This is a genomic window from Maribacter sp. (assembly GCF_039968975.1).
Lineage (GTDB): Bacteria > Bacteroidota > Bacteroidia > Flavobacteriales > Flavobacteriaceae > Maribacter.
The window spans coordinates 1-26,306 of sequence record NZ_JBDVOT010000184.1; the positions used below are offsets into that span (position 1 = coordinate 1).

The following is a 26,306-nucleotide window of genomic DNA, read 5'->3' on the forward strand; positions in this document are numbered from 1 at the left end:
CCCGTTGCCATGGCTGCCTTAAAAATACTGAACGGTGAAATCTCCACTCCCGGTGTTCAAATACCTATTACCAAAGAAGTATATGAACCTATACTGAAGGAACTGGAGTCGTACGGAGTTAACTTCAAAGAATATGACATACCTTATCTAGGCTATAACCCAAATTCTGTAGTCAACTAGTACTTTTTAACTATCAAATTGAAACCAAATAAGTACATTTATGTTTTAACCCCTCATTTAGGCTTCAATTCCTAGGGGATTAACTTGAAATAATAAATTTACTAAAAGCATACCTCGTACCCCTTTATTGAGGTTATTGATTTGATAAAACATGAAAAACCCAACTTCATTAGCTAAAATTGACGGAATCGATAAAAAAATCTTGCGGTTTTTAATGGAAGATGCCCGTAAACCAGTACTTGAAATTGCAAGGAGTATTGGAATTTCCGGTGCTGCCATTCACCAACGTTTACGAAAACTAGAAGCATCAGGATTATTGTCTGGTTCTAAGTTTATTGTCAACCCTAAATCTTTGGGATATACCACTATGGCATACATTGGTATCTATCTAGACAAAGCCATGAGCAACCCTAAAGCGGTAAAGCTCCTTGAAAAAATACCAGAAGTACTAGAATGTCATTACACTACTGGTAACTGGTCTATTCTTATTAAAGTACTTTGTAGAGATAACGAACATTTAATGCAGGTACTTAATAAAGAAATACAAGCCATAGAAGGGGTTTCAAGAACAGAAACCTTCATTTCTTTAGCCCAACAAATAGACAGGCAAATCACTATTTAATATTTTGATTTAATCTAAATAAGCATTAGATTTGACCCATGAAAGTGGTTTTTCGTTCTAAATTCTATACGCTTTATCAGTCTGATAAGGAGAAATGTCATTACTTGGACATGGAACAAAAGACCATTAAGTTATCTTTTTGCCAATTTCTTGCCCTAAGAACTAAAGTGCAAAACATCTCTATTGAAGACCATTTTGATTCTGATTTAAACAAACACGGATTTGAAGTATTAATGCTTTGCAACAAAGAGCATCTTTTTATTTTAAACACACTAGAGTTACTAGATTTAAAATCGTTGGTAGAATGTAGCTTTATGACCATTGATTTAGACCATATTACAAGCGAAACAATTTAACCCTTCCTTCTACGTTATTTATAATTAGTCTTAAATCAAATTCAAATAGAGGCTTGTATTCTATATTTTACTATGTAGTTACTACTTTTATATAAAATAATTAAGCAATGAAAGATATCGCAAGATTAAACATGAGCATTAAGGTTACTTCTTTAGACGCCTTAAATGATCAAATACAAATGGAAGGCAAAGCCTCTTCATCATATTTAGCAATGGCTTCATGGTGTGATCAGAATTCATATTCAGGCAGTGCATCATTTTTCTACAGACAAGCCAGTGAAGAACGTGAGCACATGATGAAAATTTTTAAATTCATCAATGACTGTGGCGGTAATGCTATTTCACCAGAAATATCTAATATAAATCATGACTACTCTTCTTTAGAGGAAGTTTTTGAAACTGCTCTAGAACAAGAAATAGAAGTAACTAAGTCTATCAATAAAATAGTTTCTTTAGCTAAGAATACCGAAGATTATGCTGTTGAGAATTTCTTACAATGGTTCGTTAAAGAACAACTTGAAGAAGAAAAATCAATGAGAGACATCTTAGACCTTTTTGAACTTATAGGCAGAGAAGGTATCGCTCTCAAGTTAATTGATGAACGTATTAAATAAGAGAAATATTTTATAGGAAGTGGTTTTAACCGTTTGAATAAAAAAGGGAGCTAAATAAATTTAGCTCCCTTTTTTTTATATGCTATTTTGATATTAATCTCTACCACCAAAAACTTGAAGTCCCCAGTACACTAAAGTTGCCAATGAACCAATTGCAGCCACCAAATAGGTTCGTGCAGCCCATTTTAATGCATCTTCAGAACCTTTATATTCTTCCGGTGTAACTATATTTTTATTCTTCAACCATGCCAATGCTCTATTACTGGCATCATACTCTACAGGCAGCGTTACAAAACTGAACAAAGTTGCCATACCCATCATTACCAAACCGGCAACGGCTACCCAATACCCGAAGCCTAAACCTGCAGCGGCACCTAAAGCCAAGCCTCCAAAGACTACCCATTGTGCCATCCCAGATGTTACACTAACTATAGGTACCAATTTAGATCGCATACCTAACCACTCATATGCTTGTGCGTGTTGTACAGCATGACCAACTTCATGTGCAGCGACTGCAGCAGCCGAGGCATTTCTTTGATTATACACCCCTTCACTTAAGTTTACTGTTTTATTTCCTGGATTATAATGATCCGTAAGCATCCCTGGTGTAGAAATTACCTTTACATCTCTTATACCGTGATCCGCCAACATCTTTTCAGCAATCTCGGCACCACTCATTCCATTCTGCAAATGTACCTTGGAATAATGCTTGAACTTACTCTTTAATTTATTACTCACTAACCAGCTGACCAAAGCAATTGCCCCAAGCAGTATATAATATCCCATCATAATGTTTCAATTTTTAAATCGATTAAATATACTAAAGATTCCCACTTATTTAAGAATCTAGTTATCTAAAAGCAAAAACCCCGCCAAATTCCTTTCGGATATGGCGAGGCATATTTTACTGACAAAATGTACAGGTTAAGCAACTATCTCATCCCAACCAAAGGCTTCAATAATTTCTTGATATACCACATTTCCTTCTACTATATTTAATCCTTTCTTTAAAGATGCATCTTTTTCACATGCAGCTTCCCAACCTAAATTTGCCAATTTCAATGCATACGGCAACGTTACATTCGTTAATGCCATAGTTGACGTATAAGGTACCGCTCCCGGCATATTTGCTACCGAATAATGAACCACGTCGTCAATAATATAAATAGGGTCTTCATGTGTGGTAGGTTTGGTTGTTTCTACACATCCACCTTGATCCACGGCAACATCAACAATTACAGTTCCAGGTCTCATTTCTTTCAACATGTCTCTTGTAATCAAATTTGGTGCTTTAGCTCCTTTCAATAAAACACCTCCAATAATTAGATCATGTGTTTTTATAAGTCTTCTAATATTAAACTCATTTGAAAATTCAGTTACTACATGTGGCGGCATTACATCATTTGCATAACGTAAACGCTTCATGTTCACATCTAATATAGTTACGTGAGCCCCTAAACCTGCTGCCATTTTAGCAGCTTGTATACCCACAACACCGGCACCTAACACCAAAACTTTACCTGGAGCAACACCCGGCACACCACCTAAAAGAACGCCACGACCTTTTACAGGTTTCTCTAAATATTTAGCTCCTTGTTGTATAGCCATTCTTCCTGCAACTTCTGACATTGGCGTTAAAAGTGGCAAAGTACCTTCTTCATCTTCTACCGTTTCATACGCTATACAAATGGCTTTTTGCTTGATCATCGCCTTTGTTAAAGCTTCGCTCGATGCAAAGTGGAAATAAGTAAACAAAATTTGACCTTCCTGAATAAGATCATACTCTTCTTCAATAGGCTCTTTTACTTTTACAATCATTTCGCTCATGGCGTACACCTGACCGATGGTATCTAGAATTATAGCACCTGCCTGTTGATAATCTTGATTGAAAAAACCACTGCCTTCACCAGCGTCTGATTGAACATAGACTTTGTGGTTGTTCTTTACCAATTCGAAAACTCCGGCCGGTGTCATACCTACCCTGCTTTCATTGTTCTTAATTTCTTTTGGAATACCAACAATCATGATTTATCATTTTATTTTTCACTGCAAAATTGAAACTAATTATGCATATATCAAACATAAAATCGATAAAACGTAGGGGTCAATTGCCTTAAATATCAATACACAACCCCTATACCCCTATTTTTTATGGGGTGTATTCTTATTTGTGCTTAATTTTTAGGATAATCATAATAAAAAGGAGGATTGCCGTAACGAGATTTGCCATGATAATGGGTAAACTCTTCAATGAAAATCCGTAAATCGCCCACATTATAGCTCCCATCAATAAAATGGTGTACATCGTCAAAGAAATGTCTTTGGTAGATTTCTCTTTCCAGGTTTTATAAACTTGTGGCACAAATGCCCCTGTGGTAAAGGTTGCAGCAACTAAACCTAATATTTCAATACTGTCCATATTTTCTGATTTATCATCCCCGCAAATTATATCATATTTAAAGAGGCGATTTTCATCGCCTCTTCATTTTACCTGTATTCCAATATCTACCCTACAATATTAACTATTTTACCTGGTACAACTATTACCTTTTTAGGTGTACGCCCTGCCAATTGTTGTTGGGTTTTTTCATGAGCCATAACCGTTGCTTCTATTTCATCTTTAGTCAAGTCTAAAGATAATTGCATGGTAAACTTCATTTTTCCGTTGAAGGAAATAGGATATTCCTTATCACTCTCCTTTATATACTTTTCTTCAAATTTTGGGAAAACCGCGGTTGCAATAGAATCTGCATGACCCAATTTACTCCAAAGTTCTTCCGCAATATGTGGTGCGTATGGCGATACCAATATTGCCAATGGCTCCAACACTTTTCTACTTACACATTTTTGAGAAGAAAGTTCATTAACACAGATCATAAATGTAGATACCGATGTATTAAAACTAAAGTTCTCAATATCCTCCTCTACCTTTTTAATGGTCTTATGTAATGTTTTCCAAGATTCTTTAGATGGTTCCTCCTCAGAAACAACGAATGCGCCATCTGCACCAGTATGGTATTGACGCCACATTTTCTTTAAGAAACCATGTGCTCCAGTAATACCTGCCGTGTTCCAAGGTTTAGATTGCTCTAACGGACCTAAGAACATTTCATACAAACGAAGACTATCCGCCCCGTACTCCTCACAAATAGCATCAGGATTTACCACGTTGTATTTAGATTTGGACATTTTTTCGACTTCGCGACCTACAATGTATTTTTCATTGTCACCTCCCAATATCACTCTACCTGAATTTGAAAAGAAAATCGAGTTCTTATATTCACTTAACCAATTTTTAAACCCATCAATATCAAGTTCATCCGAACTATTCACAAGAGAAACATCAACATGTATTGGTAAAATCCTATTTCTATCTACATCAACTTTAACTAGGCTTGAACCAAAAATTCCAACCAATGTTGATTTAAGATCAATCTGAAAGTTCGCTAAAACATCATTATCAACCATGATGTTTTCATATAGATTTTTTGAAATAAATATTTTAGTATTAATTATTTCCTCGTCAGAAAGTAATCGGTCATTATTTGAATCAAATCCAGGAGTTATATCCACCCTATAAGCGAAAGCACTAGTCCCCGTAATCATTCCTTGATTAATAAGTTTCTTCGCAAATTCGTCTTTAGGCACTAAACCTTTATCAAACATGAACTTTTGCCAGAAACGAGAATACAACAAGTGACCTGTAGCATGCTCGCTACCACCTATATATAAATCTACATCTTGCCAGTAATCAATAGCATCTTTAGAAAATATCTCTTCATTATTATGCGGATCCATGTATCTATTAAAATACTGTGAACTACCTGCCCAACCTGGCATGGTATTCAATTCTAATGGAAATACAGTCGTATTATTTATCTCGCTATTATTTACAACTTTATTAGCCACAGTATCCCAAGCCCACACCTCAGCGTTACCTAATGGTGGTTCACCTGTTTCTGTTGGTAAGTATTTTTCAACTTCGGGCAACTCAATAGGTAAATGTGCCTTGTTAATCATTTGCGGCATTCCGTCTACATAATACACCGGGAAAGGTTCTCCCCAATATCTTTGGCGACTAAAAACAGCATCGCGTAAACGGTAATTTATTTTACCCTCTCCATGTCCTATTTTCTCCAATTCATAGATCGCTAGTTTCATAGCTTTCTTATACGGTAATCCGTTTAAGAAATCAGAGTTGGCAATAACCGTTTTTTCCTTGTCAGCAAAAGCTTCTTCAGAGATATCTACACCTTCAAATATGTTAGGGATATCTATATTAAAATGTTTTGCAAAATCATAATCGCGTTGATCACCACATGGCACGGACATTACAGCACCTGTACCATAACCCGCCAACACATAATCACCGATCCAAATAGGAATAGGTTCTTTTGTAAAAGGGTGCTCTGCATAAGCGCCTGTAAATGCACCAGAAATGGTTTTTACATCTGCCATACGATCACGCTCACTACGTTTTGCTGTTGCCTCAATATATGCTTCTACCTCAGCTTTCTGCTCTGCGGTAGTAATTTCACTTACTAATTCATGTTCTGGCGCCAAGGTCATAAACGACACTCCGAAAATGGTGTCGGGTCTTGTCGTAAATACTTCTATTTTTTCATCATGCCCCTTTACATTAAATACCGCCGAAGCTCCTTGGGAACGACCGATCCAATTGGTTTGTGAATCTTTTAACGGCTGTGGCCAATCTATTTTTGCCAAACCATCTAATAAACGCTGTGCATATGCAGAAATACGCATACTCCACTGGGTCATTTTTTTACGAACAACCGGGTGACCTCCACGTTCTGATACTCCGTTTACTATTTCGTCATTAGCCAATACCGTACCTAATGGCGGGCACCAGTTGACCTCGGTATCCGCCAAGTACGTTAATCTATATTGTAATAATATTTCTTGCTTTTTAACATCAGAAAAAGCATTCCAATCATCTGCGGAAAACGATATGATATCATCATCGCAAACGGCGTTTACATTAGCATTACCATCCGAAGAAAATTTAGAAATCAAGGTTTCTATATCTTCTGCCTTATCAGCATCTTTATTATACCAAGAATTGAAAATCTGAATGAATATCCACTGTGTCCATTTATAATATTCAGGACTAGAAGTACGCACCTCTCTGCTCCAATCAAAAGAAAAACCTAGTTGATCTAATTGTCTACGGTAGGTTTTTACGTTAGCTGCAGTAGTAACTGCAGGATGTTGACCTGTTTGAATAGCATATTGCTCTGCAGGCAAACCAAAAGAATCATATCCTTGCGGATGTAATACATTAAAACCTTTATGCCTTTTGTAGCGCGCATAAATATCACTGGCAATATACCCTAAAGGATGCCCAACATGGAGCCCCGCACCAGAAGGATAAGGAAACATATCCAGCACATAGAACTTTTCTTTTTCAGAACCGTTCTCTGCTTTAAATGTTTGGTTTTCTGCCCAGTATTCTTGCCATTTGGCTTCAATTTCGTTGAAATTGTATTGCATGATATTTACTTCTTTTCTGTAAGTCGCAAAAATAGGTTTATTCTGCTAAAGGGAAAAGTTTAAACCAATTGATAACTATAGACCTAAGCCAATATCAATTTACCACTATACAGCACCCAAAGCATTGAAGCCAATGCCGATATGTTAATAAGGTAACCAAACAATTTCATCTGTGGCAGCGTATACGCCTTACCTTTGAAAATCACAAAAATATCTAAGACCATAAACGCTGAGAAAAGACCAAGAAAAGAAGCCAAAACGATGTCTTGAAACCAGTACCAAACCAAAACAGATTCGCACACCAAAATCAAAAGCATCAACAATTTTGAGTTTTTACGCCCTACCAAAGTTGCGGTGGTTCTTTTTCCCGAAGCCAAATCTGGTTCTATATCCATTATTTCACCAGCAATATGTGCCTGAAATGCAAACAATGATAAATACACCAATGTCTGCCATGGTAGCGTTTCTAAATTATTGAGCTCTGTTGAGAAGAATACGGTAACCACATACCCAACCTGTATCAATATTTCAAAAGGTGGTCTTTCTTTTATTCTAAACGGCTTAAAATTATAGAGAATGTTTACGACTACCATAAACAACAACAGTAAGAACATTTTAAATCCGGATATAAAGGTAAACGCAATTACAAATACCGTTGTGAGTATGGTAATTTTAGTTAACACACCTTTAAGTTGCGACTTTGAAGCCTTTGCTCCAAACAGAAAATTTCCTTTTCTATCATTTACCGCATCTGCATTAACATCATTGAAATCATTTAGACCGTAGACCAAATAATTTAAGGGAAAGGTGACAAAAAATAGTCCGAGCCAAAAATTAAAAGACTGCCAGTAATCAACCTGATTGGCAAAAGGAACTAAATAAATCCAAATAGTAGGAAACCAAAGTCCGGGTCTGGATATTTTTAAATCCAATAAATTCAACATACAATAGGAATAAGTTCTCATTATCGTAAAAATACCATTCTTAGCACCGTAACATGATCAAAGCTAAACTATAACTATCTATCTTTTTAAAAAGTATATCTTTAACCTTAGATTATGAGGTGCCCCAAACTTTTTTTACTCTCAATAGTACTCACCTGCTGTAGCATAGCTACACTGCAGGCACAACTTGGATTTTGCGGTGGAAATTCTGGTGACCCCATTTTTACTGAAGATTTTGGGTCTGGCACCACCGACGGACCGGCGCTACCAGCCGGTACCACTTCATATCAATTTACTACGGGCACACCCAATGATGGCGATTATACCATATCTAGCACTACAAACTATTTTGATTGGCTATCCCTACAAGATCATACCCCAGATGATACCAACGGAAAACTCTTTATCGTCAATGCCAGCTTTACCGCCGGAGAATTCTACCAACGTCAAGTAACAGGTTTGTGTGAAAATACCACTTATGAATTTTCTTCATGGTTAATAAATTTACAACCCGCAGGTAGTTGTGAAGGTAATAGTATACCCGTAAATGTACGTTTTCAAATATGGGACCAGACCGACACCAATATGCTTGCCCAGGGCGATACCGGAAGCATTCCGGATACAGGCACTTTAGAATGGGAACAATACGCTTTAGTTTTCAAAACCGAACCAGGACAAACATCGGTCATTCTTAAAATGAGAAACAACAGTAATGGAGGGTGCGGAAACGATTTGGCCATAGACGATATCCTATTTCGATCTTGCGGTGATAATGTCACTATTTCCACTGCAGCTAATGAAGCTAGCTTGGTTGTTTGTGAAGATCAAGCCGGAGTATCCAGAACGCTTACCGCAACACCAGATTCTTCTGTTTTTAGTTCTCATGCATACCAATGGCAACAAAGCACGGATCAACAAACGTGGACAGATATACCCGGTGAAAACAGTGCTATTTTAAATACACCATCAGTAACCACTACTACTTACTTTAGAACAAAAATAGCAGAGGATATTGTTAATGTAAATAATGATTTATGCAATGTAGTTTCCGATGTTTTCGATATTACCGTATTACCCATTCCGCCGGCACCAACCAGTAATGGCGATGTTGAAATTTGCGAAGGTGAAGTAGGAATTTTATCAGTGAACACACCATCGGCATATTCCATAAATTGGTATGATGCCCCTATTGGCGGAAACTTAATTTTATCTGATAATCGGAATTTAGAAATTGGTCTTGCCGGAACGTTTTATGCCGAAGCAAATGCAACAGAAATTGAATGTGCATCTACCACAAGAACGGCAGTTACGCTTACGGTTAACCCTTTACCTGTAGTGCCTGCCAACGCTAATGCTTTTCTATGTGAAGATTCATTTATTACCTTAGATGCCGATGTGGAAAATGTTACCTACCAATGGTCTACTGGCGCAACAACACAACGTATAGATGTTACCGAATCTGGTGAATACGATGTTATAGTCACCAACACAAATGGATGCTCAGCTACACGAAGCTTTACGGTTGAACAGATAGATTTACCACGAATTGATACTATTAGTTCTGACGGACCATCAATAGTAGTTTCGACTTCAAACAATGGAAATTTTGAATACTCTTTAGACGGAATTACATTTCAACCCAGTAACGTTTTTGAGACAGCTGACGGAGGATTATATACTATTTACGTACGAGATAATACAGATTGCGGGGTGGTCACCGAAGAGTTTTATCATTTGGTCATTCAAAAATTCTTTACTCCGAACGGAGATACTATAAATGATTTATTTCAACCAGACGGATTAGCGATTTTTAATACGGTTACCATTTCAATTTTTGATCGCTACGGGAAGCTTCTAAAATTCGGGAATGCAAATTCTACGTCTTGGGACGGTACTTTTCAAGGTGAACGAATGCCAGAGGATGATTATTGGTACCTTATTGAGGCTGACTCGGAGCAATTTAAGGGTCACTTTAGCTTAAAACGTTAAGGCTTTATTTTTTTAAGCCCCGTTTAACAATACTTTGCTATTTTTACTGCACTTTTAAGTACTATGGCAAACTCCTTCGAAAATTATCAAAGACGTAAACTTATCTCCTCCTATTTTTCAGTGGTGCTAAGTATTGCATTAGTCTTATTTCTACTGGGCATTTTAGGTTTACTGGTTTTGAACACTAAAAAAATGGCAGATCGTTCCAAAGAACAGATTACCATTTCTGTCTTTTTAAAAGAAAACACCAAAGAAATTGAAGTTGAACAGCTTCAAAAGACTTTGGCTATGTCTGAATACACTAAATCTTCTACTTATGTATCCAAAGAAGAAGCAGCCAAGCAACACAGTGAAGATATTGGCGAAGATTTTGTTGATTATTTAGGGTACAATCCGCTTAAAAATTCCATAGACGTAAAACTAAACGCCGATTTTGTTACTGCTGAAAAAGTTGAAGAAATTGCCGACACCCTCTCAGAAAAAACCTTCGTAGACGAGGTTAGCTATGATAGAGTTCTGGTAAGCATGGTCGCCAAGAGCGTAGAACAAATAGGATTTTGGATTTTGGTTGCCAGTGCCATATTTACTTTTATTGCCGTGTTATTGATCAATAGCTCTATTCGTTTATCTATTTATTCTAAACGATTTATCATTAAAACCATGCAAATGGTTGGGGCTACAAAGACCTTTATCAGGAGACCATTTATATGGCAAAATATTAAACTTGGTATGATCGGGGCTGCAATAGCTTTATTGGCTATTGGCGGTGTTGTATATTATGTAAATACTAATTTTCAAGATTTAGGGTTATTTGATGAACCTTATATTTTGGTTATTTTATTTGTTAGCGTTTTTCTATTGGGAATACTTATTTCGTTCATTAGCACCTATTTCGCTACCCAACGCTTCTTAAATCTTAGAACGGACGAATTATATTATTAAATTTGCGGCATGAGTAAAAACAACAAAGTGGAACAGCATTCTAAACAAGAATTTATTTTTCAGAAGAAAAATTACATGTTCATGTTTATTGGTCTTGCCTGTATTGCAATAGGTTTTATCTTAATGAGCGGTGGTGGTAGTGACGACCCCAACGTTTTTAATCCTGAAATCTATAATTTTAGAAGAATAAGACTTGCACCAACTTTAGTGCTTATTGGTTTAGGTATTGAAATTTATGCCATTTTATTGAACCCACACAAAAAGAAAGATTAATTGGATACTTTAGACGCTATTATTCTCGGTATTATTCAAGGATTAACCGAGTTTTTACCTGTTTCATCAAGTGGACATTTAGAATTGGGTAAAGCCATTTTAGGAGACAACTCTGTACAAGAAGAAAGTTTATTATTTACCGTAGTACTTCACTTTGCTACTGCGTTGAGTACCATTGTTGTTTTTAGAAAAGATATTTGGGAAATTTTAAGCGGTTTGTTTCAGTTTAAATGGAACGAAGAAAGTCAGTTTTCCGTAAAAATTATAATCTCAATGTTACCGGCCGTATTTGTAGGCTTATTTTTCGAAGAACAGTTAGAAGCATTTTTTGGAGGCAACATTAGATTCGTTGGTTTCATGTTGATCATTACTGCAGTACTTTTATATTTTGCCGACAAAGCTAAAGACACCGATAAAAAAGTAAGTTTCGTTAATGCCTTTATTGTAGGTATTTCTCAAGCAATTGCTATGCTACCAGGAATTTCACGTAGTGGAGCTACAATTTCTACCTCTGTGCTGTTAGGTGTAGATAAATCAAAAGCTGCAAGATTTTCTTTCTTAATGGTCGTTCCCCTAATTTTCGGTAAAATTGCCAAAGACCTAATGAGCGGAGATTTAACTTTTGACGGAGAGAATAATGTAGCTATGGGTGCCGGTTTTATTGCTGCCTTTGTTGCCGGTCTTGCCGCTTGTACCTGGATGATAAAATTGGTACGCAAAAGCAAGCTATCTTATTTTGCCATCTACTGTCTTGTTGTAGGATTGATAGCCGTTATATACGGATTCACTAATCCGTAGTTCTAAAAAACACCCAAATTCATGAAAGATTTGACCAAAGAAGACTATTTAAACGGTCAGGTATTATTGATTGACAAACCACTAGAATGGTCCTCTTTTCAGGCGGTCAATAAATTGAAATGGGCTATTAGAAAGAAATTCAGTTTAAAGAAGTTTAAAATAGGACATGCGGGTACATTAGACCCACTAGCTACGGGACTTCTAATTATTTGCACTGGAAAATTCACTAAGAAAATCACGGAATACCAAGGGCAGGAAAAAGAATATACAGGTGTTTTCACCTTAGGGGCAACTACGCCTTCGTATGACCTTGAAACAGAAATAAACGAAACCTTCAGCACAGATCATATTACACCAGAACTTATAACCACCACCACCAATGAATTCATAGGTGACATAGAACAAGCGCCACCTGTATTTTCAGCGCTTAAAAAAGATGGAAAACGGTTGTATGAATTGGCACGGGAAGGCAAAACAGTAGATATACCAAAGCGCAAAGTTAATGTAAGCGCTTTTGAAATTACAGCTGTTGAAGGATTGAATGTTCACTTTAGAATTGCATGTAGTAAAGGAACTTACATAAGGTCTATGGCACATGATTTTGGTAAAGCACTTAAATCTGGAGCGCATTTAACAGCATTAAGAAGAACCAAAATAGGTGATTTTAACGTAGATAATGCGCAAGACCCTTTGGTTTTTGCCGATATCTTGTTAGATACAGAAGAAAGCAGGTAACAAACAATTGATTACCATTTATCGATCTTCTAAAATATTTTGGTATTATTAAGGTTATATACCCATGAATCTGAACAGAAAACAATTATCATTACTTGCCACTGTCTTTAGCATGTCTATTGTAGTGTTGGTATTGTATAATATTCAGTTTGGTGGTCAAGAAGAATCTAAAGAAGATTATGTTGTTGAAATGGTTATGGATCCTGAGGTTCTAGAAGAAATCTTAAAAGAGGAAGAACCACAAGAGGAACAAGTAGAATCTGACCCTATTAAAAGTCATTTAGCCTTTAACGAAACTGCAAAGCCCAGTTATGGCAATCCAGAACCACTACAAACACTAGAGGAGTTAATGGCAGAGCGCAATGAAATGAGCGATGGCGACCCAACAGAAAATATGATTTCTGATGACGGTTATTCTGCAAGAGTTAAAGCTTTAGCAAAAAAACGAGAAGAGAAAAAACAACTTCTAGGAGAAAAGGAGGCTCAAAAGAAAGAATTCACCAATAACCTGGCTGCAAGGAGAACCTCTGTTTCTTACTCTTTAGTTGACAGAAACAACTATAAGTTACCACCACCAATATACACGTGTATAGAAGGCGGTAAAGTGGTCATCAATATTGAGGTAAATGCTTTAGGTTATGTTACCGAAGCAGACTATAATGCCAAAAGCTCAGGTACTTCTAATGGTTGCCTTGTTGATAACGCCATCAAATATGCGCTAAAAGCAAGATTTAATTCTTCTACCAAAGATTCTCAAAAAGGAACGATTACTTATTTATTTCAAGGGAAGTAATCTAATACAAGTTAAAAAGCCCTGTTTTTATACCAGACTATCCAGCGACTGAAGTAAGTCTTCTAAAATACTTTGACCTTTATCTTTATTATAAAACATTTGAAGATCCTGTTTAAACTCAGGGGTCAACTTACCATGTTCTTTCTTATAATCTTCAACCAATTTTGTTGCTTTTGCCGATCTTGGTCCCCAAGTGAAAACCACTGAACTATTATCTTCTTCAACAGCAATTAATTTAGGAATAGACCTGCCTCCGTTAGTTAAAAACTGATCCATCACCTCTAAATTATCATCGCGAAGAATAATAGATAAAGAAATATTAGGGTTAAGCTCTGCAATCTTGTTCATAACAGGTAATGCAGGTGAAGCATCACCACACCAACTTTCAGACAATACCAACCATGAAATTTTCTTGTCTATAGATTTAATTTTAGCCACAGCTTCATCACTAAACTTTAAGGTTTTATCCCATCTACGCATACGGCTATTGTTTAACTGCGTGTATTGTGTTAAAGCTTCTGACTGTTCAGGACCACTTGCTTCTCCTTTTTCAGCTAAATCAGCCACCAAAACCCTGTATTCAGCATAACTAAAACCGGTTTGCAATCCCTTTTTTATTAAATCATCTATCACTAATTCCATGCGCTTACTATTTTACAATCTCTAATTGAACGATTTAGTAGGAATAAAAGTACAATGCTTACAAATTTTCAGGATTCACCGCTAGACTATTAAATAGCTTAGCCTTTGCCGTAAAATATTTGTTTTCCACTTGGTTTTGCTTCAACACAGCATCTATCAATTTACTTTCCCTAGAATTGATCAAGAAAAGTGAGCTTTCGCCAAAACTGAATTTTCGTTCTTCAGCAGCCAACAGCGCTTCATAACTAGACACAATATCATCTATAAGAACATTCTGATTCTGAAAGGAATCTAACTCGTTATAAATAGCAGTTATTTTATTCTGAATCTGTACCTCAGCATTATCAAGCTCAAACTGGGCATCTTTTAACTTCAGTTTTGCCAACTTTAAATCGCCACGCTCTTTTCTTAAAAATAAGGGGAGTTCAAAATTTAGTCCAGCTTTATAATTTTGTGTTTCAAATGAGTTTAAATATTTTGGCTCATCTGTAATGAACTTATACTCGACATCTATTCTAGGTAAAAGCTTATTCGTTTTTAAACGCTTATCAACTAATAAACCATCAATTTTATAGCCTAGTGATTTTAGCTTTGGATGATTCTCTAACACAAAACTATCCAAAGGTTTTCCTAAGATTTCCAGAGCTTGATCAATTTCAGCATCTAAAGAAGTGTCCGGAACTACCTGGGGCTGTAATTCCATAGGAATGTTTTCACCCATCCACAGGTAATTAGAAAGTTCTAATCTGGCATTACGCAAAACCACATTGGCCTGCTCTTTTTCTAACGCCCTGTTCTGAACCGCAATCTTTGCCTCAACAGTATCTATGGCGGCAATTTCACCTGCTTGTGCGCTACGGTTAACACCTTTTAGCCTTACTTTGGCATTCAATAAAAAATCATTGAACAACAAACTATTTCTATACGCTTGCAACCAATTAAAATATGCCAATGAGGCATCGAACAATATTTGATTGACCAATAAATCTCTATCTGCCTTAGATTGCTCCCTAAAAAATTTTGCTTTTTTAACGGTAGCCATTCTTTCATTTATCCAAGAGCCACGACCTAAAGAAAGAGCCACTCCAGCACTATACAAACCGTCATCTGGCACGTTTCTTTCCGCATTTAAATACTCGCCAGAATATTGCTCAAATTCACCCTTTAATTCAATACCGTACCAAGTAGGCACTTTAAATGTAGAATTCAATAAATCATAATACTCCGATCCTTTAAATTCTTTTGTAGCATAATCTACCGCAATTTTAGGATCAAAACCACCACGTGCCTTCATCAGATTTGCCTGACCAACGCTCATCACCATTTCTGCCTGTTTGGCCACCGGGTGATACTTTTTAACGTAACCCAAATATTCCCTGAAATTTAGCTGTACAGAGTCTACAGTTTGGGCACTCACCATCAACCCAAATAATAGATAGAAAAAGATAATAATTCTTTTCATTCTTATTTTTTTACAGGTTTATCTTGAGCCCCTTCTGGCTGATAGTAATTAGCAGGAAAACCATTAAGTTGACGCCATAGTTCATACCAGATTGGCACATCTTCTAAAAGGGCTATGGTATTTGCGCCAGAACCAACACGTAAAGCCTCTGGCCATGCTTGATCCTCTTTATCAGGTGATAGCAATATTCTGTATTTTCCATTAGGGTTTATAAAGGTTTCTATAGCCACTACTTTACCCGCATACGTACCGTAAGATGCATTTGGCCAACCACTAAACACAATTGCAGGCCAACCATCAAACTGTATTCGTACGCTTTCCCCTAAATGGATCAAAGGTAAATCTATAGGATCCACAAACGTTTCAACTGCCATATCGTAATCAGCAGGCATAATACCTACTAACGGGGCTCCTTCTTTAAAAGTTTCACCTATACCTGCCGTAAGCACTTTATTGATGTAACCGTTTTGTGGCGCCCGAATATAACGAAGCTGGCTTCGCATTTGGTAATTTGTATAATCGTTCTCTAATTTACTAACCTGTGCCTCTGAATCAAATTGATTGGACATTGCGGTAAACTTATCGCTCTGCGCCTTTGAAATCTTATCTGTATACGAAGCCTGCACCCTATTGATTTCAACTTCAGCATTTATAATCTCATTCTTAGCAGCCAATAATTTGTTTTCTTGAGAGAGTAATTTTGCTTGTGTCTCTTGAAGCTTTAAACGTTTTGCCTCAACATCTGTCACCGCCTTTAAACCTTCGCTTTGTAACTGAGCGGTACGCTCGTATTGACGCTCTGCAATTTGAATATTTGTCTTGGCAGCCTCAAAATCTATACTATCACTTTGTGCCTTTAGTTTTGCCTGCATCAATTTATTTTTGGCTTGCTCTAACTTTAATCGTCTTTCATTGAATAAGGCCGCTACTTGATTATCTAAAGATTTTACCTTATCCTCATAAGAGGTTACAGAAGATGATTTTGACTTTAATTGCTGCCCTGTTCTTTCTACCAAATCTGGATCAAAATACTCTGATTTTACTTCAGATATAAATAGTATGGTGTCTCCCTTTTTAACATAATCACCCTCTTGTACATACCATTCTTCTATTCTACCCGGAATTTGAGATTGAATAGTTTGTGGTCTTTGACCCGGAGTAAGTGTGGTTAAAAAGCCTCTTGCGTTAATAGTCTGTGTCCATGGTAAAAACAATACGATAACCCCTACTGCTGCAAATGCAAATAGAAATCTATTAAAATGTTTGTAATGCCTTTGGTGGCTTACTTTTTGAACCGACTTAAACCGCTCAATTGAAACCTTTTGATTTAGTTTGTTATGAGATATATTAAGCATCTTTTCCTGCGATTTCGTTAATAATCTGTCCTTTTTCCATGGTTATGATTCGTGAACATTTTTTAATCCACTTATCATTTTCACTTACTACCAATAATGCCCAACCATTTGATGGATCACTTAAAAAACTTAGAATCCTATCTGCCTCTTCATTATTGAATTGATCTAATGGGTCTTTTAAGATTAAAAGTGTTGGCTTACGTACAATGCTTCTTGCAAGAACTATCTTTTTAGAAACCGTATAAGGAATTTGTTTTCCTTCTGGATAGAGAACCGTATTGAGTCCGTCTGGTTGTTGCTTAACAAAATCTGTAAGTCCTACTTTATCTAACGCCCAATAGACCTGCTCATTTGTAGTTTCTTTATCTCCAAAAGTGATGTTGTGCAGAATAGTCCCCTCAAAAGGTGATTCTTCTGGCAGAGATTGACCAAGGTGAGAACGGTAATAATTTAAATTCATCCCTTTTAGAGAGACTCCGTTTACATAAACTCCTCCACTATCAGGTTGAATGATGCCTGCAATAAGCCTCAACAAAGTATTCTTACCAGACCCACTATTCCCTCTTAAAAGAATAGTACATTTAGGGGATATGGTCAAACTTAAATTAGAAATAATCTTTCTTTTTGGATCAGGCACACTATAAGAGATATTACTTAATTCTACAGTAAATGCCTGGTTTTCAATAAACGGTTTTTCTCCTTCTTGAATTTCTAATTCCTTATCTACCACTTGTCCCATTTTCTCTAACGATGTCAATAGATCATAAAATGTCTCTAGACCAACAATTAGTTTCTCTACAGAATTAATCACCAAAAGAATGATAATCTCGGCCGCTACAAATTGCCCAATATTCATTTCTTGATTCAGCACCAACAAACCACCAATTAGTAGAAGCCCGGCCGTTACCAAAACTTTAAAGCCAATCATTTGAATGAACTGCAATACAATTACTCTAAAATGACTTTCTCGTGCATTCAAATACTCAACCACTAAAGTGTCGTTCTTATCTAAAGCGTGAGAAGTTTTACCCGACAATTTGAAACTTACGATTGAACGTGCAATCTCTTGTAACCAGTGCGCTACCTTATATTTACTCTTAGACTCATCTAAACTGGTATCTAAACCACGTTGGGCCGTAAACTTAAATACCACATAAATTAATAGGAGCAAAAGCATACCGTAAACAATGAAAAATGGGTGATAAAAAGATAATAGCAATAACCCAAAAACAATCTGTAATAGTGCTGCAGGGAAATCTATTAAAACCTTTGATAATGATTTCTGAATGGTCAAAGTATCAAAAAACCTATTCGCCAATTCTGGAGGATAGTAATTATGAAGTTCACTCATTTTAATCTTTGGGAAACGATAAGCAAACTCAAACGAAGCCCTGGTAAATATCTTTTGCTGTACGTTTTCAATAATTCGTATTTGCATTAGTTGCAAAATACCAACAAAAGCTACACCGATGGTTACCCCTATTACCAATACAATCCATGATGTACTTATCTGAGCACCCTGCATTAAATTGATAATCGCCTGTATACCAAGTGGCAACGAAAGGTTGACTACACCTGCAAAAATGGCATAGTAAAACACCTGAAATATATCTTTCTTGTCTAATTTTAAAAGACCCAGAAAACGTTGCCAGGCGGTTAGTATATTTTTATTCATCTATGTTGCTATTTAGGGTGTTAAACACAAGGTGTGTCAAATACTGTGTTGGCGTTATTTTATTGGTACAATCTGTTAGTGACGGAAAATGTTCTTTTAAATAATGCTGATGTAAACCGTTTTCTAATATGGTACTTGCTAAACTAGTAGGGTATTCATAGGTAGCATCTACATCTGTAATCATTTCTGCCAACCTGCCTACCAATCTCTTATAAATTGCATAGAACCCTTCCTTGTTCTCTGCATCAACCTCTTTGGTCAAATAAGATTTTGAATATTCGTTTATGACAATATTGTTCAATAATATTTCATTGATATGAGAGAAATCCGAATCTTCTTTAGTTGTCTTAGTCATAATGAATATGGCTTTTAATAACTTCTCTTTAGGATTTTTAATATTATTGGTAGCAAAAACCAATTGATACTCCATCCAACCCCAATACCACGATGTTAGATATAACAATAACTTGTGTTTGTTTTCAAAATAACGATAAATAGAGCTTTCATTAGAGCCTATTTGAACACCAAGCTTCTTAAAGGTAAAACTTTCAAAGCCTATATCATTAATCAATTGAATACTAAATTCAATAATCTTTTTACCAAGCCCAGAAGACTCTGGATCTTTCATGTAAAGCTTCTCATTGATTCTTATTTGAACCCCTTGTAATAGCTTATCCATACTATTTTTAATTAAGTCGATTGCAAATATAATAGTATTACTATCACATCTTAATAGTTTAACATTTTATAAAGAAACTTAAACGATATATTTTTAACTCAAAAAAAAATGAAATCTCAAACAGCAAGCGTTAACATACCTATAGAACAGGTAAACCAAGTAATGTTCTTATCATTTTCTATACATTTACATTCTTAATTATAGTGACTATGGAACCTAATAGATGTGGTTGGTGCAAGGGCGATACGCTTTACGAAGCTTATCATGATCAAGAATGGGGAGTTCCCGTTAAGGATGACAGTCTACTTTTTGAATTTTTAGTATTAGAAACCTTTCAAGCTGGGCTAAGTTGGATTACCATTTTAAAAAGAAGAGAGAATTTTAGAGTTGCCTTTGACCATTTTGATTACAAGAAAATTGGCAAATACCCTGAAACTAAAATCATGTCTTTACTGCAAGATGAAGGAATTATCAGAAACAAATTAAAAGTTCGTGCTACGGTTACCAATGCAATAGCATATCAAGAAATTCAAAAAGAGTTTGGCAGTTTTAGCAGTTATATTTGGAAATTTGTGGACAACGAACCTATTAAGAATGCAGTAGTAAATTACAAAGAGGCTCCAGCAAATACACCTATATCTGATGCTATTAGCAAAGATTTAAAAAAACGCGGATTTAAATTTGTAGGGAGCACAATCATTTATGCATTCATGCAGGCCACTGGTATGGTAAACGATCATCAAGTAGATTGTTTTAGATACAATCAAGTATAGTATGAATCAATTACAAATATTATGAAAAATCATTTTATAAAAATAACTTTAATCGCTTGCCTATTCTGTTTTCAGTTTGGTCATTCTCAATACAAATACGAGAGGGAACATCGTATTCTTAAATCTCAGTTTCCTGCTTTGGCAATAGCGACCATTGATGAAAATGTAGCAGATTTTAAGCGTATTAAATTCTACAAAGAGACAGATAGTACTAAAATAAGTTATGAGGCAAAATTTAAAAAAGACAAGCTTTGGTACAGTATAGAATTTAATGAAGAAGGCACATTAGAAGATATAGAAATACTTATTAAATCTACAGATATACCCAATGATACCTATGACAAAATAGTAGGTTATTTGAACAATAATTTCACTAAATATAAAATTAAGAGGCTTCAACAACAATATCCTTCAAATAATGAAAATGCAGAAAAAATTTTTAAAAATGCATTTCAAAATCTTATTCTACCTGCTAACAATTATGAAATAGTTGTTGTTGGCAAAAAAGATGAAGGCTATTTAGATTATGAAATTCTATTTGATGCTGATGGAAATTTTAAAAATATAAGAACTTCTCTTCCTCCAAATTATGATCACGTACTGTATTAAAGTTCGGTTCATTATAGTCCTACTATTGTTGGGCACCCACTATGCTCGTTCACAAAATAATACGACTGCCTATTGGGAACCTGAAGTTGCTTTAAACTATAGGGTAACCCCTTTGTTAAAGCAAAATTTTTCATTATCAAATAGAAATTATACGTATCATAACAACAAAGCACAGCTAAACATACGGCAAATAGAGATTGCTCATTTTTCTTCTTTGACCATAGACCCTTATAAGAGTATAGGTCTAGGTGTTCAATATAGATTTAGAGAAGCTTTTGAAAATAATAAGGAAAATGAACTTAGGTTAACCCAACAATTCAATATCACCAAAAAAGTAAATAGTGCTCGTTTTGGAAACCGCTTTAGAATAGAGCAACGCATTCAACCTTCAAATCTTGTGCATCGTTTTAGATATCGTTTTGCAATAGATTTTCCATTAAAAGGTTTAAAAATGGATATTGGTGAACCTTATTTAGTGGCTACTACAGAATCTTTACTGAGTGTAGGCAAAAGTATAAGACCAATGTATGACCAACGACTAACCTCACAAATTGGATGGTCTATCTCGCAACACCTAAAAGCGCAATTAGGGGTGCAGTTTAGAATGGAAAATTATACAGAAAGCACAGAGCACGTTTTCTTTTTCTTGAACAGTCTGGTCATATCAATCTAAAAACTTCATGAATTCTTTTCTCGAAATTTCGTGAGCACCCATACTCTCTAAATGGTCTGTATGTAATTGGCAATCTATAACCTTATACTCTTTAGCCTGTAATTCTTCCGCTAGCTTAATAAACGCAAATTTAGATGCATTTGATGTTAAGCTAAACATACTTTCACCGCAAAATACATTACCTAGATCAACTCCATATAAACCACCTACCAAAGTATCGTCTTCCCACACTTCATATGATTTTGCAATACCTCTTTCATGTAATTCTATGTATGCATTTTTCATATCCTGAGTAATCCAAGTACCTTCTTGACCTTCACGAGGTACAGATGAACAATATTCTAGCACTTTTCTAAAACACGTATTTTTTGTTAATCGAAACTGATTGTTACGAATAACCTTTCTCATGCTTTTTGAGATTTTTATTTGATCGGGATAAAGTATCATTCTAGGATCAGGACTCCACCATAAAATTATAGAATCATTATCAAACCACGGAAATATGCCGTTTTGGTATGCTAATAGCAATCGTTCTGGAGACAGATCACCACCAACCGCCAACAAGCCTTCTACATTGGCACTCTCTACTGATGGAAAAATAAGTTCATCGGTCAAAAAATACATGACTGGTTGAGGCTTTTTAATTTTCGTTTAAAATAAATAAAGGTCATAAAACAAAAAAACTTGTTTAACTATTTAAAGCTAAACAAGTTTATTATTATAAAGACTTATCGTCTTAGATAACTATTTACAATTCTTAGAAAGGAAGATCATCATGATCCTCTTCGTTTAAATTATCTGCAGGCTCAAAAGCTTCCATTGGTGCAACCGGTGGCATACCTGCTGCTGGAGCTCCTTGCGATGCACCTTCTATTCTCCACCCTTGTATAGAGTTAAAATACTTTACCTGACCTTGAGGATTTGTCCACTCTCTTCCTCTTAAGTTAATACTAACTTTTACATCTTGCCCTACTCCGTAGCTGTTCAATAAATCACATTTATCTTGAACAAACTCTATCATTATATGTTGTGGATACTGCTCATCTGTAGTAACTACTAATTCTCTTTTTCTAAAGCCATTAGACCCAAAAGTTTGGGTTTCTCCTATCAATTTTATTTTACCTTCTATTTCCATCTTGAACTCTTTTTACAATAGAGTTCAAAAATACATAAAATGATGTTGTTATAAAACACGGTACAACGATTACAACACAACAATTATTCACAATTAGGGTTATCTTTAGTATTAGATAACTATTGGATGAACTTTATTCCTAAAAACAAAATTTCCAACATTTTTCTATTGATAGGCTCGTTTGTGGTAGTGAGTCTGATCTTATGGAATACCAATAGCTTTTTTAAACAATTTAAAGAAGAAGAACGCCTTAAAATGGAGATTTGGGCAACCGCTCAATCAGAGTTTCTACAATCTTCTGAAACCGTAGATTTAGGTAGCTTACACTTAAAGGTTTTTCAAAACAATACCTCTACCCCAATGATTCTTATTAATAAGGATAAGTCTATTAGGGTAAATAATTTTCCGCCGAACAAGTCTAAAGACTCTGTTTATATACAAAGCCAACTCAGAAAATTTAAGGACGAAAACACACCTATATCTATTGATCAACAAGGTGAGCATTTAGCGACTTTATATTACGGTAATTCTGATGTATTAACCAAGTTGAAATTTTATCCGATAGCGCTGCTTCTTATTATTTTCCTTTTTGCTGCAGTTATCTATTTTCTGTTCAAAACCAATAAAGCCTCTGAACAAAATAAATTATGGGCAGGTATGGCCAAAGAAACCGCACACCAAATAGGTACACCACTCTCTTCTCTTTTAGGCTGGAACGAACTTTTGAAATCTGAAGCGATCAACCCTAGTATTACCAAAGAAATAGAAAAGGATATTGACAGATTACAAACTATTACAGAACGTTTTTCTAAAATTGGTTCGTTACCTAAACTTGTTGAAAGTGATATTGTAAAAGAAACACAAGATGCATTTGAATACTTAAAGCGTAGAAGCTCTAAACTCATACATTTTTCTTTTAGTACAAAAATTGACCACCTACCAGTTATGCTAAACAGTTCTTTATACAATTGGACGATAGAAAACTTGGTCAAAAACGGAATTGATGCCATGAGAGGCAAAGGTAGTATTGCCATAGAAATAGTTCAAGACAACAAATTTGTCAACATTTTAATAGCCGATACCGGGCACGGTATTTCTAAAAGCAACTATAATAGTATCTTTACACCCGGCTTTACCTCAAAAAAAAGAGGCTGGGGCCTAGGTCTTTCTTTAGTTAAGCGAATTGTGGAGGAATATCACGATGGAAAAATAAAGGTGTTATCATCTGGCAAAGAAGGAACTATAATGCAAATTTCTTTAAAAGTGTTTCACTAATTATGGCGAAGGAAAAATTAGAAGTTATTAAGGAAGCCAAACTGACGAATAACTGCCCTGAGTGTTTTAATCAAGATTTAAACCTTACTTTTTATCAAAAACATACTTACGGGAGCTTCTTTCATAAAATTACAGGTGAATTAAGCAATAAATTGGTCTGTAATACCTGCCATTCTACAATTTACCCTATTACCTGGACAGATGATATTGAACGCATGTTCAATTACTATCAAAAAACCGCAATACCTACTAAAAAATCATCTAAACCAACACTACTTTTCTATAGCCTTATTTTGGTTCTAATTGCTTTGGTAGCCGGTGCAGTATACTTATTTATTTCTGGAGCTACTCAACTCTAGAACCAATTGATTCGGCTAGTTCAATAAACTCTTCACTACTTAATTTTACCTTATGTTGAAAAGTTGCATCTTTCATTTCGTTTAACGGGATTAAATGAACATGAACATGTGGTACTTCTAAACCGATGACCGACATACCTACACGTTTACAATCAACTGTTTTTTCTAAAGCTAAACCTACTTTTCTAGAAAAGGACATTAACCCCAAATAGGTTTCTTCATCCAAATCTAAAATCTTGTTTACCTCTTTTTTAGGTATACAAAGCGTATGTCCTTTTGCATTGGGATTGATGTCTAAAAAAGCCAAGAAGTTTTCATTTTCAGCTACTTTATAACATGGAATTTCACCATTAATGATTTTCGTAAAAATTGTCGGCATAGTAATTCGTATTTAACGGTAATAAAAAAATCCTACCCTTATAAAAAGGATAGGATTAAATATAGTTATTTAAAAATTTTAAGCTCTTGTAATTTCAAGAATTTCAAATTTAATAGCTCCGCTTGGCACAACTATTTCAGCAGTATCACCAACCTTTTTACCTAAAAGACCTTTACCTATTGGCGAATTCACAGAGATTTTACCTGTTTTTAAATCTGCCTCACTTTCAGCGACCAATTTATAAGACATTTCCATGCCGTTATTTTGATTTTTAAGCTTTACCGTAGAAAGCACCAACACCTTTGAAGTGTCTAATTGAGACTCGTCAATTAAACGTGCATTTGCTACTGTATTTTCCATCTTTGAAATTTTCATCTCTAAGAGTCCCTGTGCTTCTTTTGCGGCATCATATTCAGCATTTTCTGACAAATCTCCTTTGTCTCTTGCTTCTGCGATTGCTTGAGACGCTTTTGGACGCTCCACATCACGTAAATGATTTAGTTCTGCTTTAAGATTCTTTAACCCCTCTGCAGTATAGTATGATATATTACTCATAACTTCCTCGTTTTATAAATAAACAAATCCTCTGCAATTGCCTGTTAATTCGGCTTTTTAAGCGAGGATTTAACACAAATATACATAATTTTTACGCACATTTGCTGAAGTTTTTTAAAACTAAATTTTAAGCATGATGAAGAGATTAACCATCGTAATTCTATTGATTATCACTGCTTGTAGCAATGATGGCACAAACAGAAATCCGTTTTTACAGGAAATCGGTTTTCGTTTTGAAGCTAATTTGAACCTGCCTTCTTACAGCCCTCTTACAAATACAGGTAGCGCTATCTATATACCAAGTGATCTTGCCGGTACCAGAGGTGTTTTTGTCATAAACTCTGGATTTGATCAATTTAGAGCTTTTGAAGGTAGCTGCCCAAATCATGCTCCAAATGATTGCTCTACAATGGAACTTGACGGTCAAATTGCTATTTGCTCATGTGAAGATTATCAATATAGCCTATTTACCGGTCAACTTTTAAACACACCTGAAGATGAAAATCGTTATTATAACATGTTAGAATATCGTGCAGTTTTAAGTGGTGGCAGCGTAATTATATCCAACTAAGAACTTTAACATAGTTTCTATTTTATCTTCCATATAAATTCAAATAACTAGGGTGCAACCTTTTGCAAAGCTGCACCCTAGCTGAAAACTTATATTTTTAATATTGAAAAATCTAATTAACTTTTCTGAACATTAGAAATTTACCGTTGCCCCTAATAAGAAATTAGTGCCTGCCTGCGGATAATAGCCTTGTACTTCAAAAGTATTACCTGGTGTAGACCAACTATCTAAATAGGTATAACCGTTAGATACGTATTTTTCATTAAAAATGTTATTCACCAAACCAGAGAATACAATAGATTTTACTACGCTATTCATTTCAATTTCATAGGTGATATTAAAATCGTTCGTGAAATAAGAATCTAATTTAGATGCCTCGGTATCTGTGTTACTTAAATATTGCTCAC

The 26,306-nt window shown here is 35.4% G+C and carries 30 protein-coding genes and 1 pseudogene; 16 read left to right on the forward strand and 15 right to left on the reverse strand.

The features are described from left to right. The 4 genes from ABJI11_RS12310 to ABJI11_RS12325 all read left to right on the forward strand — a co-directional run. The coding region (locus ABJI11_RS12310) for a saccharopine dehydrogenase C-terminal domain-containing protein (RefSeq protein WP_348352572.1) at positions 1-180 on the forward strand (180 nt) is incomplete at its 5' end. 151 nt (positions 181-331) lie between these two features. Further along, positions 332-802 (forward strand): Lrp/AsnC ligand binding domain-containing protein, encoded by a 471-nt coding sequence (locus ABJI11_RS12315; RefSeq protein WP_348352573.1) that lies wholly within the window; start codon positions 332-334, stop codon positions 800-802. A 38-nt stretch (positions 803-840) separates the two neighbouring features. Next, positions 841-1,158 carry a hypothetical protein gene (locus tag ABJI11_RS12320; RefSeq protein ID WP_348352576.1) on the forward strand — a complete coding sequence of 106 codons (318 nt, stop codon included), beginning with the start codon at positions 841-843 and terminating at the stop codon, positions 1,156-1,158. Between the two features lie 107 nt (positions 1,159-1,265). Next, a complete protein-coding gene (locus tag ABJI11_RS12325; protein WP_348352579.1) occupies positions 1,266-1,772 on the forward strand; it encodes a ferritin in 507 nt (168 codons plus the stop codon). A 93-nt stretch (positions 1,773-1,865) separates the two neighbouring features. Here the strand turns inward: ABJI11_RS12325 and ABJI11_RS12330 are convergent, their stop codons facing one another. The 5 genes from ABJI11_RS12330 to ABJI11_RS12350 all read right to left on the reverse strand — a co-directional run bounded on the left by ABJI11_RS12330 (position 1,866) and on the right by ABJI11_RS12350 (position 8,227). Next, the gene (locus tag ABJI11_RS12330; RefSeq protein ID WP_348352582.1) at positions 1,866-2,561 is read right to left on the reverse strand and encodes a zinc metallopeptidase; all 696 of its coding nucleotides are present in this window, start codon (positions 2,559-2,561) and stop codon (positions 1,866-1,868) included. Positions 2,562-2,696: 135 nt separating this feature from the next. Then, the gene (gene ald, locus ABJI11_RS12335) at positions 2,697-3,797 is read right to left on the reverse strand and encodes an alanine dehydrogenase (RefSeq protein WP_348352585.1); all 1,101 of its coding nucleotides are present in this window, start codon (positions 3,795-3,797) and stop codon (positions 2,697-2,699) included. A 139-nt stretch (positions 3,798-3,936) separates the two neighbouring features. Next, positions 3,937-4,191 (reverse strand): SemiSWEET transporter, encoded by a 255-nt coding sequence (locus ABJI11_RS12340; protein WP_348352588.1) that lies wholly within the window; start codon positions 4,189-4,191, stop codon positions 3,937-3,939. Positions 4,192-4,277: 86 nt separating this feature from the next. After that, positions 4,278-7,283, reverse strand: a complete 3,006-nt coding sequence (locus ABJI11_RS12345; RefSeq protein ID WP_348352591.1) for a class I tRNA ligase family protein — start codon at positions 7,281-7,283, stop codon at positions 4,278-4,280. A gap of 83 nt (positions 7,284-7,366) precedes the next feature. Continuing rightward, positions 7,367-8,227, reverse strand: coding sequence for a UbiA family prenyltransferase (locus tag ABJI11_RS12350; protein WP_348352594.1), 861 nt, complete (start codon positions 8,225-8,227; stop codon positions 7,367-7,369). Between the two features lie 114 nt (positions 8,228-8,341). On the opposite strand from ABJI11_RS12350, the gene ABJI11_RS12355 reads away from it, so the two are divergent. The 6 genes from ABJI11_RS12355 (at position 8,342) to ABJI11_RS12380 (ending at position 13,757) form a co-directional block, all read left to right on the forward strand. After that, positions 8,342-10,216, forward strand: coding sequence for a T9SS type B sorting domain-containing protein (locus ABJI11_RS12355; protein ID WP_348352597.1), 1,875 nt, complete (start codon positions 8,342-8,344; stop codon positions 10,214-10,216). A gap of 63 nt (positions 10,217-10,279) precedes the next feature. Further along, complete coding sequence (locus tag ABJI11_RS12360) at positions 10,280-11,158, forward strand: permease-like cell division protein FtsX (protein ID WP_276493507.1); 879 nt, start codon at positions 10,280-10,282, stop codon at positions 11,156-11,158. Between the two features lie 9 nt (positions 11,159-11,167). Continuing rightward, on the forward strand, positions 11,168-11,431 hold the full coding sequence (locus ABJI11_RS12365) for a DUF3098 domain-containing protein (RefSeq protein ID WP_036157077.1): 264 nt from the start codon (positions 11,168-11,170) through the stop codon (positions 11,429-11,431). Then, positions 11,432-12,229, forward strand: a complete 798-nt coding sequence (locus tag ABJI11_RS12370; RefSeq protein WP_348352601.1) for an undecaprenyl-diphosphate phosphatase — start codon at positions 11,432-11,434, stop codon at positions 12,227-12,229. It begins immediately after the preceding gene. Between the two features lie 21 nt (positions 12,230-12,250). Continuing rightward, positions 12,251-12,964 (forward strand): tRNA pseudouridine(55) synthase TruB, encoded by a 714-nt coding sequence (gene truB / locus ABJI11_RS12375; protein ID WP_348352604.1) that lies wholly within the window; start codon positions 12,251-12,253, stop codon positions 12,962-12,964. Between the two features lie 64 nt (positions 12,965-13,028). After that, a complete protein-coding gene (locus ABJI11_RS12380; RefSeq protein WP_348352607.1) occupies positions 13,029-13,757 on the forward strand; it encodes a hypothetical protein in 729 nt (242 codons plus the stop codon). Between the two features lie 27 nt (positions 13,758-13,784). Here the strand turns inward: ABJI11_RS12380 and ABJI11_RS12385 are convergent, their stop codons facing one another. From ABJI11_RS12385 to ABJI11_RS12405, 5 genes are read right to left on the reverse strand one after another with little or no spacing between them, the layout of a single operon-like run. Further along, positions 13,785-14,399 carry a thioredoxin family protein gene (locus ABJI11_RS12385; protein ID WP_348352610.1) on the reverse strand — a complete coding sequence of 205 codons (615 nt, stop codon included), beginning with the start codon at positions 14,397-14,399 and terminating at the stop codon, positions 13,785-13,787. Positions 14,400-14,457: 58 nt separating this feature from the next. Then, on the reverse strand, positions 14,458-15,861 hold the full coding sequence (locus tag ABJI11_RS12390) for a TolC family protein (protein WP_348352613.1): 1,404 nt from the start codon (positions 15,859-15,861) through the stop codon (positions 14,458-14,460). 2 nt (positions 15,862-15,863) lie between these two features. Continuing rightward, the gene (locus ABJI11_RS12395; RefSeq protein WP_348352616.1) at positions 15,864-17,216 is read right to left on the reverse strand and encodes a biotin/lipoyl-binding protein; all 1,353 of its coding nucleotides are present in this window, start codon (positions 17,214-17,216) and stop codon (positions 15,864-15,866) included. Continuing rightward, on the reverse strand, positions 17,209-18,891 hold the full coding sequence (locus ABJI11_RS12400; protein WP_348352618.1) for an ATP-binding cassette domain-containing protein: 1,683 nt from the start codon (positions 18,889-18,891) through the stop codon (positions 17,209-17,211). The genes ABJI11_RS12395 and ABJI11_RS12400 overlap by 8 nt, the downstream gene beginning before the upstream one ends. Further along, positions 18,884-19,570: a TetR/AcrR family transcriptional regulator gene (locus tag ABJI11_RS12405; RefSeq protein WP_348352621.1), complete on the reverse strand. Its 687-nt coding sequence runs from the start codon at positions 19,568-19,570 to the stop codon at positions 18,884-18,886. The genes ABJI11_RS12400 and ABJI11_RS12405 overlap by 8 nt, the downstream gene beginning before the upstream one ends. Before the next feature lie 209 nt (positions 19,571-19,779). Here ABJI11_RS12405 and ABJI11_RS12410 point away from each other — a divergent pair, with 209 nt between their 5' ends. Genes ABJI11_RS12410 through ABJI11_RS12420 form a run of 3 tightly spaced genes read left to right on the forward strand, consistent with a single transcriptional unit; the run spans position 19,780 to position 21,625 of the window. Further along, positions 19,780-20,343, forward strand: coding sequence for a DNA-3-methyladenine glycosylase I (locus ABJI11_RS12410; protein ID WP_348352624.1), 564 nt, complete (start codon positions 19,780-19,782; stop codon positions 20,341-20,343). A gap of 21 nt (positions 20,344-20,364) precedes the next feature. Further along, positions 20,365-20,952 (forward strand): hypothetical protein, encoded by a 588-nt coding sequence (locus ABJI11_RS12415; protein WP_348352627.1) that lies wholly within the window; start codon positions 20,365-20,367, stop codon positions 20,950-20,952. Next, on the forward strand, positions 20,933-21,625 hold the full coding sequence (locus ABJI11_RS12420; protein WP_348352630.1) for a DUF2490 domain-containing protein: 693 nt from the start codon (positions 20,933-20,935) through the stop codon (positions 21,623-21,625). Before ABJI11_RS12415 ends, ABJI11_RS12420 begins: the two co-directional genes overlap by 20 nt. Here ABJI11_RS12420 and aat read toward each other — a convergent pair. Then, complete coding sequence (aat, locus tag ABJI11_RS12425) at positions 21,617-22,249, reverse strand: leucyl/phenylalanyl-tRNA--protein transferase (RefSeq protein ID WP_348352633.1); 633 nt, start codon at positions 22,247-22,249, stop codon at positions 21,617-21,619. The two genes, ABJI11_RS12420 and aat, sit on opposite strands and share 9 nt — an antisense overlap. Positions 22,250-22,382: 133 nt before the next feature. Then, entirely contained in the window at positions 22,383-22,760 is a 378-nt protein-coding gene (locus ABJI11_RS12430) for a DUF3127 domain-containing protein (RefSeq protein WP_348352636.1), read from the reverse strand. A gap of 126 nt (positions 22,761-22,886) precedes the next feature. Between ABJI11_RS12430 and ABJI11_RS12435 the strand changes: the two genes are divergently transcribed. Both ABJI11_RS12435 and ABJI11_RS12440 read left to right on the forward strand, forming a co-directional pair. Next, a complete protein-coding gene (locus tag ABJI11_RS12435) occupies positions 22,887-24,035 on the forward strand; it encodes a HAMP domain-containing sensor histidine kinase (protein ID WP_348352639.1) in 1,149 nt (382 codons plus the stop codon). Between the two features lie 2 nt (positions 24,036-24,037). Further along, complete coding sequence (locus ABJI11_RS12440) at positions 24,038-24,394, forward strand: hypothetical protein (RefSeq protein WP_348352642.1); 357 nt, start codon at positions 24,038-24,040, stop codon at positions 24,392-24,394. Here the strand turns inward: ABJI11_RS12440 and ABJI11_RS12445 are convergent. Beyond that, positions 24,381-24,773 carry an HIT domain-containing protein gene (locus ABJI11_RS12445; protein ID WP_348352645.1) on the reverse strand — a complete coding sequence of 131 codons (393 nt, stop codon included), beginning with the start codon at positions 24,771-24,773 and terminating at the stop codon, positions 24,381-24,383. The genes ABJI11_RS12440 and ABJI11_RS12445 overlap by 14 nt on opposite strands. Positions 24,774-24,851: 78 nt before the next feature. Continuing rightward, positions 24,852-25,328 (reverse strand): transcription elongation factor GreA, encoded by a 477-nt coding sequence (greA, locus tag ABJI11_RS12450; RefSeq protein ID WP_276493486.1) that lies wholly within the window; start codon positions 25,326-25,328, stop codon positions 24,852-24,854. Between the two features lie 133 nt (positions 25,329-25,461). On the opposite strand from greA, the gene ABJI11_RS12455 reads away from it, so the two are divergent. Next, entirely contained in the window at positions 25,462-25,899 is a 438-nt protein-coding gene (locus ABJI11_RS12455) for a hypothetical protein (protein WP_348352649.1), read from the forward strand. Between the two features lie 132 nt (positions 25,900-26,031). On the opposite strand, the pseudogene ABJI11_RS12460 reads toward ABJI11_RS12455, so the two are convergent. Then, positions 26,032-26,306, reverse strand: a pseudogene (locus ABJI11_RS12460) (TonB-dependent receptor); the annotation flags it as partial.